The organism is Streptomyces sp. NBC_01268 (assembly GCF_036240795.1).
In the GTDB taxonomy this organism is placed as follows: Bacteria; Actinomycetota; Actinomycetes; order Streptomycetales; family Streptomycetaceae; genus Streptomyces.
On record NZ_CP108454.1, the window covers coordinates 7323274 to 7337590 of the forward strand.

The 14317-nt window shown below is 74.6% G+C and carries 16 protein-coding genes and 1 pseudogene; 9 read left to right on the plus strand and 8 right to left on the minus strand.

Annotation, left to right across the window (positions count from 1 at the left end; genetic code table 11):
- Positions 1-21 precede the first annotated feature (21 nt).
- Positions 22-738, plus strand: a complete 717-nt coding sequence (locus tag OG309_RS32975) for a GntR family transcriptional regulator (RefSeq protein ID WP_329426531.1) — start codon at positions 22-24, stop codon at positions 736-738.
- A 49-nt stretch (positions 739-787) separates the two neighbouring features.
- On the opposite strand, the gene OG309_RS32980 is transcribed toward OG309_RS32975, so the two are convergent.
- The 4 genes and pseudogenes from OG309_RS32980 to OG309_RS32995 all read right to left on the minus strand — a co-directional run bounded on the left by OG309_RS32980 (position 788) and on the right by OG309_RS32995 (position 3563).
- On the minus strand, positions 788-1219 hold the full coding sequence (locus tag OG309_RS32980; protein WP_329426533.1) for a PPOX class F420-dependent oxidoreductase: 432 nt from the start codon (positions 1217-1219) through the stop codon (positions 788-790).
- A gap of 41 nt (positions 1220-1260) precedes the next feature.
- A pseudogene (locus OG309_RS32985) lies at positions 1261-1407 on the minus strand (PhnA domain-containing protein); the annotation flags it as partial.
- A gap of 25 nt (positions 1408-1432) precedes the next feature.
- Positions 1433-2029: a phosphatase PAP2 family protein gene (locus tag OG309_RS32990; protein WP_329428660.1), complete on the minus strand. Its 597-nt coding sequence runs from the start codon at positions 2027-2029 to the stop codon at positions 1433-1435.
- 184 nt (positions 2030-2213) lie between these two features.
- The gene (locus OG309_RS32995; RefSeq protein WP_329426535.1) at positions 2214-3563 is read right to left on the minus strand and encodes a diacylglycerol/lipid kinase family protein; all 1350 of its coding nucleotides are present in this window, start codon (positions 3561-3563) and stop codon (positions 2214-2216) included.
- 166 nt (positions 3564-3729) lie between these two features.
- Here OG309_RS32995 and OG309_RS33000 point away from each other — a divergent pair, with 166 nt between their 5' ends.
- Positions 3730-4155, plus strand: a complete 426-nt coding sequence (locus OG309_RS33000) for a GNAT family N-acetyltransferase (RefSeq protein ID WP_329426537.1) — start codon at positions 3730-3732, stop codon at positions 4153-4155.
- Positions 4156-4182: 27 nt separating this feature from the next.
- On the opposite strand, the gene OG309_RS33005 is transcribed toward OG309_RS33000, so the two are convergent.
- Entirely contained in the window at positions 4183-4641 is a 459-nt protein-coding gene (locus tag OG309_RS33005) for a cyclic nucleotide-binding domain-containing protein (protein ID WP_329426539.1), read from the minus strand.
- 289 nt (positions 4642-4930) lie between these two features.
- Here OG309_RS33005 and OG309_RS33010 point away from each other — a divergent pair, with 289 nt between their 5' ends.
- Positions 4931-5626, plus strand: a complete 696-nt coding sequence (locus OG309_RS33010; protein WP_329426540.1) for an alpha/beta hydrolase — start codon at positions 4931-4933, stop codon at positions 5624-5626.
- Positions 5627-5685: 59 nt separating this feature from the next.
- Here the strand turns inward: OG309_RS33010 and OG309_RS33015 are convergent, their stop codons facing one another.
- Together OG309_RS33015 and OG309_RS33020 are read right to left on the minus strand one after the other, a co-directional pair.
- On the minus strand, positions 5686-7023 hold the full coding sequence (locus tag OG309_RS33015; protein ID WP_329426542.1) for an ATP-grasp domain-containing protein: 1338 nt from the start codon (positions 7021-7023) through the stop codon (positions 5686-5688).
- Positions 7020-7544 carry a hypothetical protein gene (locus OG309_RS33020; RefSeq protein WP_329426544.1) on the minus strand — a complete coding sequence of 175 codons (525 nt, stop codon included), beginning with the start codon at positions 7542-7544 and terminating at the stop codon, positions 7020-7022. The genes OG309_RS33015 and OG309_RS33020 overlap by 4 nt, the downstream gene beginning before the upstream one ends.
- Positions 7545-7836: 292 nt before the next feature.
- Between OG309_RS33020 and OG309_RS33025 the strand changes: the two genes are divergently transcribed.
- Genes OG309_RS33025 through OG309_RS33045 form a run of 5 tightly spaced genes read left to right on the plus strand, consistent with a single transcriptional unit; the run spans position 7837 to position 12854 of the window.
- Positions 7837-8592: an amino acid ABC transporter ATP-binding protein gene (locus OG309_RS33025; RefSeq protein WP_329426545.1), complete on the plus strand. Its 756-nt coding sequence runs from the start codon at positions 7837-7839 to the stop codon at positions 8590-8592.
- Positions 8593-8622: 30 nt separating this feature from the next.
- A complete protein-coding gene (locus tag OG309_RS33030) occupies positions 8623-9468 on the plus strand; it encodes a glutamate ABC transporter substrate-binding protein (RefSeq protein WP_329426547.1) in 846 nt (281 codons plus the stop codon).
- A 10-nt stretch (positions 9469-9478) separates the two neighbouring features.
- Complete coding sequence (locus tag OG309_RS33035) at positions 9479-10144, plus strand: amino acid ABC transporter permease (protein WP_329426549.1); 666 nt, start codon at positions 9479-9481, stop codon at positions 10142-10144.
- Positions 10141-11154 carry an amino acid ABC transporter permease gene (locus OG309_RS33040; RefSeq protein WP_329426551.1) on the plus strand — a complete coding sequence of 338 codons (1014 nt, stop codon included), beginning with the start codon at positions 10141-10143 and terminating at the stop codon, positions 11152-11154. Before OG309_RS33035 ends, OG309_RS33040 begins: the two co-directional genes overlap by 4 nt.
- Before the next feature lie 56 nt (positions 11155-11210).
- Positions 11211-12854: a molybdopterin-dependent oxidoreductase gene (locus tag OG309_RS33045; protein WP_329426553.1), complete on the plus strand. Its 1644-nt coding sequence runs from the start codon at positions 11211-11213 to the stop codon at positions 12852-12854.
- Positions 12855-12890: 36 nt separating this feature from the next.
- Here OG309_RS33045 and OG309_RS33050 read toward each other — a convergent pair whose 3' ends face one another.
- Positions 12891-13022 carry a hypothetical protein gene (locus tag OG309_RS33050; protein ID WP_329426554.1) on the minus strand — a complete coding sequence of 44 codons (132 nt, stop codon included), beginning with the start codon at positions 13020-13022 and terminating at the stop codon, positions 12891-12893.
- A gap of 92 nt (positions 13023-13114) precedes the next feature.
- Here OG309_RS33050 and OG309_RS33055 point away from each other — a divergent pair, with 92 nt between their 5' ends.
- Positions 13115-14251 (plus strand): sulfite oxidase, encoded by a 1137-nt coding sequence (locus tag OG309_RS33055; protein WP_329426556.1) that lies wholly within the window; start codon positions 13115-13117, stop codon positions 14249-14251.
- Positions 14252-14317 lie beyond the last annotated feature (66 nt).

The window sequence follows — 14317 nt, forward strand, 5'->3', positions numbered from 1 at the left end:
GCGAGTTCTCGGAGGAAGAGCGTGGGTGACCTGAAGCAGCACAGTCTCATCAAGGCCCAGGAAAGGCTGCGCGACCAGGTCGGTCACGCGCTCAGGGCCGCGTTGATAGCGGGCGAACTACGGCCGGGAAGCGTCTACTCGGCCCCCGGCCTGGCCGCCGAACTCGGCGTCTCGGCCACACCGGTGCGCGAGGCCATGCTCGACCTCGCCCGCGAGGGCCTGGTCGAGCCGGTCCGCAACAAGGGATTCCGGATCACGGAGGTCAGCGAGCGCGAACTCGACCAGTGCACCGAGCTGCGCATGCTGATCGAGGTCCCGACGATCGGCCGGGTCACCGAACTGGCCACGCCCGAGCAGCTGGAGGCGTTGCGGCCGCTCGCCCAGGAGATCGTCACCAACGCCCGTGACCACAACCTCATCGGCTACCTGGAGGCGGACCGGCTCTTCCACCTCACGCTGCTCGGCCTGGCGGGGAACGACCGCCTCGTCGAGACCGTCGGGGACCTGCGCAAGCGCTCCCGTCTGTACGGGCTCACCGGCCTCGACGAGGCCGGCAAGCTGGTCTCCTCGGCCGAGGAGCACGTCGAGCTGCTCGACCTGATGATCGCCGGGGACGTGAAGGGCGCCGAGGCCTGCATGCACCGGCACCTGGGCCATGTGCGCTCGCTGTGGGCCGAGGCCCGCGACGAGCCGGTCGAGCGTCCCGCCGGGCGGCTGGGCCAGGTCCGCAAGGGCTGAGCGGCCGCCGAGGGGCGGCCGGGCGACCGGAGCCAGGCGCCCGGAGGGGTCAGCGCATGCTCTGGCCGTACACGTGGTCGACGGGCATGCGCATCAGCACCCGCCCGTCGGCCACCATCGCCGCCCGGTACTCGTCCCAGTCGGGGTGCTCGCCGGCGGCCAGCCGGTAGTACTCCACGAGGGCCTCGACCTCCGGCCCGTGCGGGTCGGTGCCGGGGCCGGTGAGCGTCACCGTGCCCTCGGCGGTCGCCCAGGACCGCCCGTCGTCGCTGGTGACCTCCAGGGCCGCGCGCGGGTCGCGGCGCAGGTTCGCCGTCTTGGCGCGGCCCTCCGTCATCGACACGTACAGCGTCTCCGTCGCCGGGTCGTAGGAGGGCATGACGGGGGAGAGCTGGGGGCGGCCGTCGGCCTTGAGGGTGGCGAGGACACCGAGCCGGCTCTTCGCGAGCAGCTCACGGGCGTCGAAGCGGGAGGTCGTCATGCCCGTTCCAAGTCCCGTGCGGGCCCCTTTGTTCCCGCCCGTCAGGCCTTCTTCACGACGCTGGACCTGAGCTGCATCGGGCCGAAGCCGTCGACCTCGCAGTCGATGTCGTGCCCGTCGACGCCGTCCACGAGCCGGATGTTGCGGACCTTGGTGCCGGCCTTGATGCCGCTCGGGCTGCCCTTGACCACCGGCCAGGGCGAAAGCGAGCAATCACCCGACCTCCGCGCGTCGCGACCAGGCGCCCGCACCGGCCAGCGCCACGGCGGCGCTGGCCAGACCGAGCGCCGCGCCACCGGCCACGTCGCCGGGGTAGTGGACGCCCGTGTGGACGCGCGAGTACCCGACGGTCCAGGCCAGCAGGGTCAGCGGGACGGCGGCCGGGGGAAAGACCACGCCCACCGCCGTGGCGAACGCGACCGCCGACGCGGTGTGCCCGGACGGGAAGGACGCCGAGGTCGGCATCGGCACATGGCGGTCGACCGTCACCCTGGCCGCCTCCCGGTCGGGGCGCGGGCGGCGCACCAGCCGCTTGCCGAGCAGGTTCGCCGAGGCCGACGCCACCGCGATCGCGCCGACGCCGACGATCGCGGCCGAGCGGGCCCGGCCCCCGGCGAGGGCGAGCGCGGCGGCCACGGCGAAGGAGATCTTGGAGTTGTCGGCCGCGTGGGAGAGACGCCTGAGCCCCCGGTCCAGGGCCGGGGTGGGGGTCGCGGCCACCGCCGCGTACAGGGCGCCGTCCACCGCCCGCAGATCGGCGAGCACGGCCCGGGGGCCGGGGCCCGCGGCGGCGGCAAGGGTCTCGGCCAAGGGCTCGGCGGGCTCCTCCGCGGGCCCGGCGGGCGGCTCCGCCCGGGGCTCGGGGGACCGCTCGGCCGCGGCCTCCGTCCGGGCCTCGGCCTGGGCACCGACTGCGGCTTCGGCCGACGGCTCCGCCGCCGGTCCGGTCGGCTGCGCGTGCGGCGGCTCGTGGGGCTGCTCGTGGGACTGTCCGTCAGTGGGCTCGGGCATGGTGCTCTCCTCGGGGGCCGAAGGCCAGGACGACGATCCGGCTCCAGTTCAGCGGGGGGACGGGCGGTGCGGTCCCGGGGCGGTCGCGCGGGACGAGGACGCGCAGGGCGCGCGGCCGCAGGGTGCACAGGACGGGGGTCGGCAGGGTCAGCGCCTCGCCGTCGACGGCCACCGGGAGGGTGTCGTCCTCGGCGGTGACCTCGACCCGATGGGCGGTCAGGACGTTCAGCCCGGCGGCCTGCGTGCCGCGGACGGCGAGCTCGGCGGCCTGTGCCGCGCCCTCCACCCGGATGGCGATGACCCCCAGCTCGCCACGGTCCAGGCGGGGCCGCCGCCCGCCGCCGAGCGGGTCGGGCGAGACGTACGGGTTGTTGCTGATCAGCAGCGCCTGCTGGCCGCGGAGCGAGGTGTCGTCGGCCTCGGCGTCGAGCCGGCCGCCCTCGCCGCCGGCCAGCAGCTCGGGCATCGCGTTCAGCGCCGTGCCCGCCTTCGCGTCCCGGTACTCGGGGCGCTGCACGACATCCGCGTACACCCCGAAGGAGACCGTGTTCACGAAGGGGCGCCCCGCGACCTCGCCCAGGTCGACCCGCAGTTCCTCGCCGTCCGTCAGGGCGTCCAGGCAGCGGGTCGGGTCGGTGCGGTCCAGGCCGAGGTCCATGGCGAAGTGGTTGCGGGTGCCGGCGCTGATCACCAGGAAGGGCAGGTCGTGCTCGGCGGCGACCGCCGCCACCAGCGCCTGCGTGCCGTCGCCGCCCGCCACGCCGAGCAGGTCGGCGCCGTTGGCCACGGCCCGGCGGGCGAGCGCCTCCACGTCGGCCTGCTCGCCCGAATCCGAGGTCTCCAGGAGCACCACCCGTGCGCCGAGCCGCTCGGCCAGCTCGATCAGGCCGAAGCGCTCGACCTTGCCACCGCCCGACTTCGGGTTCATCAGCAGCACGGGCCGCCGCGGGCGCGCCGCGGGTGCCGCCGGACGGTGCGGGCGGGGCCGCGGCAGCGCCGCACGGGCGCAGAACAGCGCCACGCCCCACAGGCCGAGCGAGAGCAGGGCGGTGGGCCACAGGCCGCCCTGGATGTAGAGGACGAGCAGCCCGACGGGAGCCCCGGCCGCGAGGAGCGCGCCCAGGAACCGCACGGGCCCGCGGTGGGCCAGGAACCACCAGGTGCCGGCCGCGCACAGGACGAGACCCACCAGACCGCTGAAGACGATCAGCAGACCGCCGGCCCCGAACGGGACGAACAGCGCGACGACCGCGGCCACCGCCACCAGCAGCGCACAGCGTGCGAACAGGCGCTCCCGGGACCGGGCCCGCGCCCCCGTACCGGATTCACTCACCACTGCCTCCCCATGTCTCGACCCCAGCCTCGTACCCCGCAGGAGCCCGCACAGTACCCACAGGCCCGTTCGGGTGATGCCTCGGCAGGCCACCTCGGCGGGTCCGGCCGGATACCGATTGTGGTGGCGGCGGAGAGGCGAAAGGATCGCTGGGGTGCGTGAACAGATGCCTGCAGAGATGCCCGAGGCCGCCAAGCTGTCCGACGGAGTCGTCACCCTGCTGCCCTCGACCGACGCCGGGGCGCGGGCCGGGGACCGCGACCCGTTCCGTTCCTTCGGGATCCGGGCCGGGCGGTGCGTGGGAAGCGTCGGGCTGCGGTTCGCCGCCGTCGGACTCGCCCACGGCGACGTCGACGTGACCTACCGTCTGCACCCCGAGGCCCGTGGCCGCGGCTTCGCCACCCGCGCCGTCCTGCTGGCGTGCGCCCACGCCCGCTGCGAGGGCGCCCGCCGCGCGGTGATCCAGACCCCTGCCGACGATCCGGCCGCGGCGGCGGTCGCACGGCGCGCGGGGTTCCTGCGGCGCGGGCAGATCAGCCACCGGGACGGCACCGTCCTCGACTGGTACGTGCGGGAACTCGACCGAGGCTGAGGACCGCACGTGCGGCGGGCGGTCCCGTCACGCCAGGATGCCGCTGCCGTGCGGCGCGTACAGGTCGAGCAGCCTGACCCGCGTCACATGGAGGCGGTAGGCCAGGATCTCGCCGACCCAGTACACCACCGAGGCCCCGAACTCCGCGTCCGTGCGGCACATCGACCGCACGGCCAGGGCGTCGAACTCGTGGGCCCGCACCGGGGTCATCGCCTCCGCGCCCGACTGGCACAGGTGGGGCGGGAACAGCCAGGACAGGCCGACCAGCTCGCCGTGGCGCAGCGTGTCGATCACGGGCGAGCCGCGTCCGGGGACCTTGGCGTCGAGGGTGACCGCGCCCGTCTTGACGATCCAGAACCGGTCGGCGTGCTGCTGCTCCTCGAAGAGCCGGTGGCCGGACTCGAAGTACACGTCCTCGGCGAAGGCCATGAGCCGTTCCCGGTGCTCGGGCGGCAGGCTGCTGATCTTGGGTGCGGCACTTCTCATGGCGGACCTCCTCGGACCCGGCGACGGCGGTGCGTCCCGCCTCCAGTGTCCGTCGCCCGCGCGCGGTGCGCAGACGCCGCACGCGGCCCGTCACACGGACGCCGTACGGACGGGGTACGCAGGCCGTCCGGGGGTCGCGCGGAGGCGCGGTCCGGGCCCTCCGCGGCGGCGCCGCGGACGGCGCGCGGCACGGCGCGGGCGGCGCCGCGCGTACGGTCGGTGGCGACCCGGTCACCGTCCGCTTAGCGTGGGACTCCCGGGGGGACCCCCACCGAGAACGGTGCCGCTCATGGCAGACAAGCCCTCGATCGTCCTGGTCCACGGATTCTGGGGCGGAGCCGCCCACTGGTCGCGCGTCATCACCGAACTGCACCGGCGCGGCTTCGGCGACCTGCACGCCGTCGAGAACCCGCTGACCTCGCTCGCCGACGACGCCGAGCGCACCCGCAAGATGATCCGTCAGGCGGCCGGGCCGGTCGTGCTCGTCGGGCACTCCTACGGCGGCGCCGTCATCTCCGAGGCCGGGGACCTGCCGAACGTCTCCGCCCTGGTCTACATCGCCGCCTTCGCCCCGGACGCCGGCGAGAGCCCCGGACAGATCAGCCAGGAGTACCCGCCGGCCGCGTTCGACAACATCGTGCCGGACTCCGACGGCTACCTCTGGATCAAGCAGGACAGGTTCCACGAGAGCTTCTGCCAGGACCTGAGCGCCGACGAGGCCCTGGTCATGGCCGTCACGCAGAAGGCCCCGCTCGGCTCGACCTTCGGCGACAACGTGACGGCCCCGGCCTGGCGCGCCAAGCCCTGCTGGTACCAGGTCTCGACCGAGGACCGGATGATCCACCCGGACAACGAGCGGCGCATGGCCGCGCGGATGGACCCGGTCAAGACCGTCGAGCTCGACGCGAGCCACGCCTCGCTCGCCTCCCAGCCCGGCGCGATCGCCGAGCTCATCGAGGTCGCGGCCCGCGAGACCACCGGCTGACCCGCCCCCCGCCGGGCGCGGGGGCCCGGGCCGCCAGGCGGCCCCGGCCCCCGCGCGGGCTACTCCCCGCCCGTCCCGGCGTACTCGACGCGGACGGTCCGCTCCAGGCGCGCGTGGAACTCCGCGGCCTCGGCCGGGCTGTCGTGGCGCGACAGCACGAACGCCGGATAGCCGGTGAAGTCCGGGTACGGGCGCACCACGTCGCCCGGGAAGAGCATCTGCACCACGTGGTCGACCCGCGGATCGGCCCGCACCTCGTCCAGGCCGTGGACCGCGGTGATCCGGCCGTGCCCTCCGCACGGCACGATGTAGTTGGCCGCCGCGCCCACCGGGGCCGCGAGCCCGCCCGCCGCGGATGACGACGGTGCGCCGCCGACCGCGATCCGCAGCGCCTCGGCCGCCAGGTCGGTGCCGCTGACGTGCGAGGCCACGTAGTGCGAGGCGCCCGAGCCGCCGATCCGGGCGCCCATCTCCAGCAGGTACGGCGTGTGCCCGCCGCGCAGCCGCAGTTCGGTGTGGGTCGGCCCCTCGCCGATGCCGAGCGCCGCGTGGGCCGCCGTCACCTCGCGGACGACGGCCTCGCGGACGGCCGCCGGAAGGGTGTCGGGCGCCCGGTAGACGCTCTCCTCGAAGTACGGGCCGACCGGCTCGCCCTTGTAGCCCACCGACAGGACCCGCACCTCACCCCCGTACGCCAGGGACTCGACGGCGAACTCGGGCCCGTCCAGGTACTCCTCGACCACGAGCGCCGCCGCCGGGTCGTCCAGCTTCTCCGCGCACACCCGGCGCACCTCGGCGACCACGTCGCGCAGCGCGGCGGGGGAGTCGGCGCGGGTCACGCCGAGGCTGGAGTAGCCGTGGGCGGGCTTCACCACGACGGGGAAGCCGAGCCGCCCGGCCGCGGCCAGACCGGGCTCCGGGTCCGGGCCCTCGATCCGGACGAAGCCGGGGACGTTGAGGCCCGCCGCGGCCAGCCGCTCGCGCATCAGGCGCTTGTCCTGCGCGCCGAGCGCGGTGTCGTGCCCGATGCCCGGCAGGCCGAGGAGCTCGGCCGCCTCGGCGACGAACGGCACCATCGGGTCGTACAGCGTGGTGATCCCCTGGAAGGGGCGCGCCGCGTGCCGGGCCCGCAGCAGCTCCAGCGCCCCGGCCCGGTCGCCGTCCGGGTCGAGCGGCAGCAACTCCACCACCCCGGGCGGCAGTCGGTCGGCCCGGACCTCCTCGTCGGGGCGCGGCACGAGCACCAGGTCGATCCCGGCCCGCTCGGCGGCCTCGAAGACCCAGGGCAGACCGGCCCGCTGGAAGACGAGGACGAGGGTGGGGCGGGCGCCCGCCGGGCGGGCTTCCGAGTCGAGGGCCTCCGCGGTGAGGGCCTCCGCCGGGCGGGTGCCGGTCACGAGGCGGCCCCCTGCCGGGCGGGTTCGGTGAAGAGCGCGGGGCGGGCGCCGCGGGCGAAGCCCTCGCTGGCGACGACCGGGACGAGGAGGGGGAACGCGGCGGGGGCGCGCAGGGCGAAGAGGCAGTCGAGCCGGTCGCCCGACTCCGGGGTGCCGCCGGCGTCCCGGGCCGGTGCCAGCAGGAACACCGTCTCGCCCGCGGCGGGCCGGGCGACGGCGTCCGCGGAACGCCCGAAGACGGGCCGGGTGTCGAGTCCGGCCGCCAGCCAGCCGTCGACATCGGCCTCCAGGGCCTCCGCCTGGCCGTCCAGCGCGTGCCGCCGGCACCAGGCGGCGCCCTCCTCCCGGATCCGCAGCAGCAGCGCGCGGTCGGCGCCGTCGGGCCGGGGCACCGTACCGTCCTCGGCCTGCCGGGCCCGGAAGCGGTCCACCAGCGGGATCAGCGAGTCCGTGAGCACGGCGCCCTCGGCGCGCAGGTGCTCCGGGACGGGCGGGATGTCGTCCGGTCTCGTGTACGTCACCGTGGGTGAGCCTCTCCGTGGGCCTGCGGGGGCACCGGCCGGAGCCGTGTGTCCGCCCGGAACGGTCAAGATCCAAGCAATCCGGGCGGCCCGGGGCAAGGCCTTTCGCAGCCTGTCCCGCATGACGGGACACGCGGCGGGCCACCGGGGCGCGACCGTACGGGGTGCCGCGCGGCGCGACCGCGCGGCGCGCCGCAGGGCGCGACATCGCTCCGCGTGCGCCCGTCCGGCGGAGGGCGGAGCATGAACGTGAGGAGGGACGGCCGGCGGGGGAGGTGACGAGGAGGGTGCCATGCCCGTCCCGGACGGCGGTGACGCACTCGTCGTACTCAAAGACGTGGACAAGCACTTCGGGACCCTCCATGTGCTCCGCTCCATCGACCTCACCATCCGTCGCGGCGAGGTCGTGGTCGTGATCGGCCCCTCCGGGTCCGGCAAGTCCACGCTCTGCCGCGCGATCAACCGCCTGGAGACCATCGACTCGGGCGAGATCGCCGTCGACGGCAGACCGCTGCCGGCCGAGGGGCGGGAGCTGGCCGCGCTCCGCGCCGACGTCGGCATGGTCTTCCAGTCCTTCAACCTCTTCGCGCACAAGACGGTGCTCGACAACGTCACGCTCGGCCAGATCAAGGTCCGGAAGAAGGACCGCAAGAGCGCCGAGAAGCGGGCCCGCACCCTCCTTGAACGGGTCGGGGTCGCTACCCAGGCGGACAAGTACCCGGCGCAGCTCTCCGGTGGCCAGCAGCAGCGGGTCGCCATCGCCCGGGCGCTCGCGATGGACCCGAAGGTCATGCTCTTCGACGAGCCGACCTCGGCGCTCGACCCGGAGATGATCAACGAGGTCCTGGAGGTGATGCAGCAGCTGGCCCGGGACGGCATGACGATGGTGGTCGTCACCCACGAGATGGGGTTCGCCCGGTCGGCGGCCAACCGCGTGGTGTTCATGGCCGACGGCCGGATCGTCGAACAGGCCACGCCCGAGGAGTTCTTCGGCAACCCGCGCAGCGAGCGCGCCAAGGACTTCCTGTCGAAGATCCTCCACCACTGACCCGTACGCCATCCGCACCACCGTGGGGTGATGACCATGAATCCGCTCAGGACCCGAAGGCTCACCGTCGCCGCCGCCGCGGCGGTCGTCCTCTCCTTCACCGGGACCGCCTACGCCTCCGGTGGGGCGGCCGCGCACCGCGACGACGGGAAGATCACCGTCGGCATCAAGTTCGACCAGCCCGGCATCGGCCTGAAGACCCCGGACGGCACCTACACCGGCTTCGACGTCGACGTCGCCACCTACGTCGCCAAGCAGCTCGGCCACGACCCGAAGGACATCGTCTGGAAGGAGGCCAAGAGCGCCGACCGCGAGAGCCTGCTCCAGCGCGGCGACGTGGACTTCATCGCGGCCTCCTACTCGATCACCCCCAAGCGCGCCGAGAAGGTCGACTTCGCCGGGCCCTACCTGCTCGCCCACCAGGACGTGCTGATCCGCGCCGACGACGACTCGATCACCAAGCCCTCGGACCTGAACAACAAGAAGCTCTGCTCCGTGACCGGCTCCACCTCCGCGCAGAACGTCAAGACGAAGATCGCCCCGGACGCCCAGCTCCAGGAGTACGGCGGCTACTCCGAGTGCCTCACCGGTCTGGAGAACGGCGTCATCGACGCGATCACCACCGACGACTCGATCCTCGCCGGCTACGCCTCCCAGCCCGAGTTCAAGGGCAAGTTCAAGCTGGGCGGCTTCAAGCTGAGCAACGAGAACTACGGCATCGGCGTCCAGAAGGGCAGCGAGCTCAAGGCGGAGATCAACACGGCGCTGGAGAAGATGGTGGCCGACGGGTCCTGGGCCGCGGCCGTGCAGAAGAACTTCGGGCCCGCCGGATACCAGGCCGAGCCCGCACCGAAGATCGGCGTGGTCGTCCAGTGAGCGGGCCGCCGTGTTCGACTTCCTGGAAGGCTACGACCTGCTGGGAGCCTTCTGGACGACGGTCCGGCTGACCGTCTTCTCCGCGATCGGCTCCCTGGTCTGGGGGACGCTGCTGGCCGCCATGCGGGTCAGCCCCGTCCCCCTGATGCGGGGCTTCGGCACCGTCTACGTCAACATCGTCCGCAACATCCCCCTCACCGTCATCATCGTCTTCACCTCCCTGGGCCTCTTCCAGACCCTCGGGGTCAGCCTGGGCGCCGAGGACTTCACCGCCGTCAACTTCCGGCTCGCCGTCCTCGGCCTCACCGCCTACACCTCCGCCTTCGTCTGCGAGGCGCTGCGCTCCGGCATCAACACCGTGCCCCTCGGCCAGGTCGAGGCCGCCCGGGCCATCGGGCTGAACTTCTCGCAGACCCTGCGGTTGATCGTGCTGCCGCAGGCCTTCCGCTCGGTCGTTGGCCCCCTCGCCAACGTCCTGATCGCCCTCACCAAGAACACCACCGTCGCCGCCGCCATCGGCGTCGCCGAAGCAGCCCTGCTGATGCGCGAGATGATCGAGAACGAGGCCCAGCTGCTCCTCGTCTCCGCCGTCTTCGCCGTCGGCTTCCTCTGCCTCACCCTGCCCACCGGGCTGCTCCTCGGCTGGATCGCCAAGAAGGTCGCGGTGAAGCGATGAAGGGGACGAAGGGCGGGACGGGGGCCGGGACGGGGGCCGGGACGGGGGACGAGAAGGCGCCGAAGGGCCCCGAGGCGAAGGCGCCCAAGGGGCTGAAGGCGCCGAAGGAGCCGGGCGCCGTCCTCTACGACGTCCCCGGCCCCCGCGCCCGGCGGCGCAACCTCCTCCTCACCCTGCTCTTCGTCCTCGCCGTCGGCGGCGTCGTCTGGTGGGTGGTGGCGAGCCTCGCCGGCAAGGACCAGCTCGCCTGGGCCAAGTGGGCACCCTTCTTCACGGACCCCCGGGTCTGGCAGACCTACCTGCTGCCCGCCCTGAAGAACACCGTGACCGCCGCCGCCCTCGCCATGGGCATCGCCCTGCCGCTCGGCGCGTTCCTCGGCGTCGCCCGGCTCTCCGACCACCGCTGGGTGCGCGGCACGGCGGGCCCCCTGGTCGAGTTCTTCCGCGCCATCCCCGTGCTCATCCTGATGCTCTTCGCCAACGCCGCCTACGCCGAGTTCACCGACATCAGCCCGGAGAGCAGGCCGCTGTACGCCGTCGTCACCGGGCTCGTCCTCTACAACGCCTCCGTCCTCGCCGAGGTCGTCCGCGCCGGGATCCTCGCGCTGCCCGCCGGGCAGACCGACGCGGCCAAGGCCATCGGCATGCGCAAGGGCCAGACCATGGCGTACGTGCTGCTGCCGCAGTCGGTCACCGCGATGCTGCCCGCCCTGGTCAGCCAGCTCGTCGTCATCGTCAAGGACACGGCGCTCGGCGGCGCCATGCTCGGCTTCTCCGAACTCCTCGCCTCCGTGCGTCCGATGAGCGCCAACTACGGGGCGAACACGATCGCCTCGTTCACCGTGGTCGCCGTCATCTTCGTCGTCCTCAACTTCGCCCTCACGACCTTCGCCTCCTGGCTGGAACGGCGCCTGCGCCGCGGCAAGCGGTCCACGGGCGCGGTGGTCGGCGCCGACGCGGTGCAGGACCTGGCGGCGCCGGGGGAGCCGGGGCGCACGGGGCCGACCTGACCGGGGCGCCGCGGGCGGTGCTCAGCCCCCGGCGGCGGTCTGCCGAAACCCAGGGCATGACCTTCACGCCCGCACCGGCGCCGACCCGAGCGCCGGACCGCACCGACCGCCTCCTCGCCGCCCTCGGAGGGATCCTCGCCGGATGCGGCGGGCTCGCCGTCGCGGCGCTCCTCACGGTCGCCGTCCGACCCGAGGCGGCCCCCGTCGCGTCCGTCGGCGGCTTCGTCGTCGACCACACCCCGGCGGGCGTCAAGGAATGGGCCATCCGCACCTTCGGCGAGAGCGACAAGGACGTCCTCCAGACCGGCGTCCTGATCATCCTCGCGCTCCTCGCGGCCGGCCTCGGCGTGCTCGCCCTGCGCCACCGTGCCCTCGCCCTCGCCGGAGTGGGCGCGCTCGGTCTGGTGGGCGCCCTGGCGGCCGTGACCCGGCCCGACTCGGAGTCCTGGACCGACGCCCTGCCCTCGCTCGCCGGGGCCGCGACCGCCGCGGCGGTCCTGTTCCTGCTGGCCCGGAGGCTCGTCGGCCCGCCCGCGACCACGCCCGCGCGGGCCCGGCGGCGCTTCCTCGTGGCCGGGGCGGGCACCCTCGTCGGCGCCGTCGGGGCCGGCTTCCTCGCCCGGTCGGCCGGCGCGGACCGCTCCGCGAACGCCACCGCCTCCCGCAACGCCCTCCGGCTGCCCCGCCCCGCCTCGCCCGCCCCCGCGGTGCCGCCCGGCGCCCAGCTCCCGGTCGACGGGATCAGCCCCTTCGTCACGCCCAACCGCGACTTCTACCGGGTCGACACCGCCCTCGTGGTGCCCCGGATCGACGCCGACACCTGGACCCTGCGCATCCACGGCCAGGGCGTGGCCCGCGAGCTCACCGTCACCCTGCGGGACCTGTTCCGCCGGGAGGTCGTCGAGCGGGACCTCACCCTCAACTGCGTCTCCAACGAGGTCGGCGGCCCGTACGTCGGCAACGCCCGCTGGCTGGGTGTCCGCCTCGCCGACCTGCTGCGGGAGGCCGGGGTGCGCCCGCCGTCGGCCGGAGGCCCCGCCGACCAGCTCGTCGCGCGTTCCGTCGACGGCATGACCATCGGCAGCCCCGTGGAGACCGTCATGGACGGCCGGGACGCGCTGCTCGCCTTCGGGATGAACGGCGAGCCGCTGCCCTTCGCCCACGGCTTCCCCGTGCGCATGCTCGTCCCCGGCCTGTACGGCTACGTCTCCGCCTGCAAGTGGATCTCCTCGCTGGAACTGACCACCTTCGCCGCGTACGACGCCTACTGGGTGCCGCGCGGCTGGGCGGCCCAGGCGCCCGTGAAGACCCAGTCCCGGATCGACACCCCGAAGGCCTTCAGCGAGCCGCGGGCCGGCACGGTCGCCGTCGCCGGGGTCGCCTGGGCCCAGCACCGGGGCGTCTCCCGCGTCCAGGTACGGGTCGACGACGGCCCCTGGCAGGACGCCGAGCTGGGTGCCCAGGACAGCCGCGACACCTGGCGCGAGTGGGTGTACCGCTGGCCCGCGGAGCCCGGACACCACACCCTCACCGCCCGGGCGACCGACGGCACCGGGGCGGTGCAGACCGAGCAGCGGGCCGGGACCATGCCCGACGGGGCGACCGGACTGCACTCCGTCACGGTCACCGTCGGAGCAGCTCGGGGGGGAGCGCCGGGACGTGGTGCCCGGCCCGGCCCGTCGTCGACCGGGCGGCGGTGAGCGCCACCCCGGCCCGGCCGCGCGGCGGGACGGCCGTCACCCCGTGCGGACGTCCTCGCCCTCGATCAGGGTCACGTGGCCGACCTGGCCGACCTGGCCGACCTGGACGCCCGGCACCTCGGTGACCGCGTTCCAGGGACCCGGATCGCCGGTCAGTGGAACACCCAACTCCCCTACCCTCGGGCTCACTTCCGTCATGGGCGGCACCGCACGCCCGCCGTCGGGGTGCCGGTGGCGGACCGGCGGAGCACCATGAAGACATGAACGGCACCGACGGCGCGGCGCGCGGGCCCGGGATGGGCGAGGTCAGCGCCCCGGGCCGCGTCGCGGGCCCCGACGAGGGCATCGGCGCGGCCGAGCTGGCCCTCGCCGCCCGCAACCACGGACTGCCCCTCGAAGCGCTGCGCTACGACACCAGCCCGCCCGGCCTGCACTACGTCCTGGTCCACTACGACATCCCCGCCGCCGACCCGGAGGACTGGCGGTTCACCGTCGGCGGCCTGGTGCGCCGCCCGCTGGACCTCGACGTCGCGGGGCTGCGCGAGCGGCCGGCCGTCACCCACCGGGTCACCCTGGAGTGCGCGGGCAACGGCCGGGCCCGGCTCAGCCCCCGCCCGGTCAGCCAGCCCTGGATCGTCGAGGCCGTCGGCACCGCCGACTGGACCGGCGTCCCGCTGGCCGCCCTGCTCGCCGAGGCGGGCCCCCTCGACGGCGCCGTCGAGGCCGTCTTCACCGGCGCCGACCACGGGGTGGAGCGCGGCACCGAACAGGACTACCGGCGCAGCCTCCCGCTCCCGCTCGCCGCCGATCCGGAACGCGGCGTGCTCGTCGCGTACGCCATGAACGGCGCCCCGCTGCCGCCCCAGCACGGGCACCCGCTGCGCCTGGTCGTGCCCGGCTGGTACGGCATGGCCTCCGTGAAGTGGCTGACCGGCGTCACCGTCACCGACACCCCGTTCGCCGGCTTCCAGCAGGCCGTCGCCTACCGCTACCGGCAGGGCCCCGACGAGGCCGGCGCCCCCGTGGACGTCATCGCGCCCCGCGCCCTGATGATCCCGCCCGGCTTCCCCGACTTCATGTCCCGCACCCGTGTCGTCCGCCCCGGTCCCGTCCCGCTCGCCGGGCGCGCCTGGTCCGGACACGGGCCCGTGACCCGCGTGGAGCTCAGCGCCGACGGGGAGCGCACCTGGACCGACGCCGAGGTGACCGCCGACCCCGGGCGCCCCTGGGCCTGGGCCGCGTGGCGCACGGCCTGGACGGCGGCCCCGGGCCCGTACCTGCTCACCGTCCGCGCCACCGATGCCACCGGCCGCACCCAGCCGCTCACGGCCCCGTGGAACCGGGGCGGCTTCGGCAACAACCTGGTGCAGCGGGTGGAGGTGCTCTGCGTCACGTAGCCGGAGGGGCGGCCGCCGCCGGGCGCCGGGGCGGGCGACAGGCGCCGTGCGGGCCGCATAGAGTCG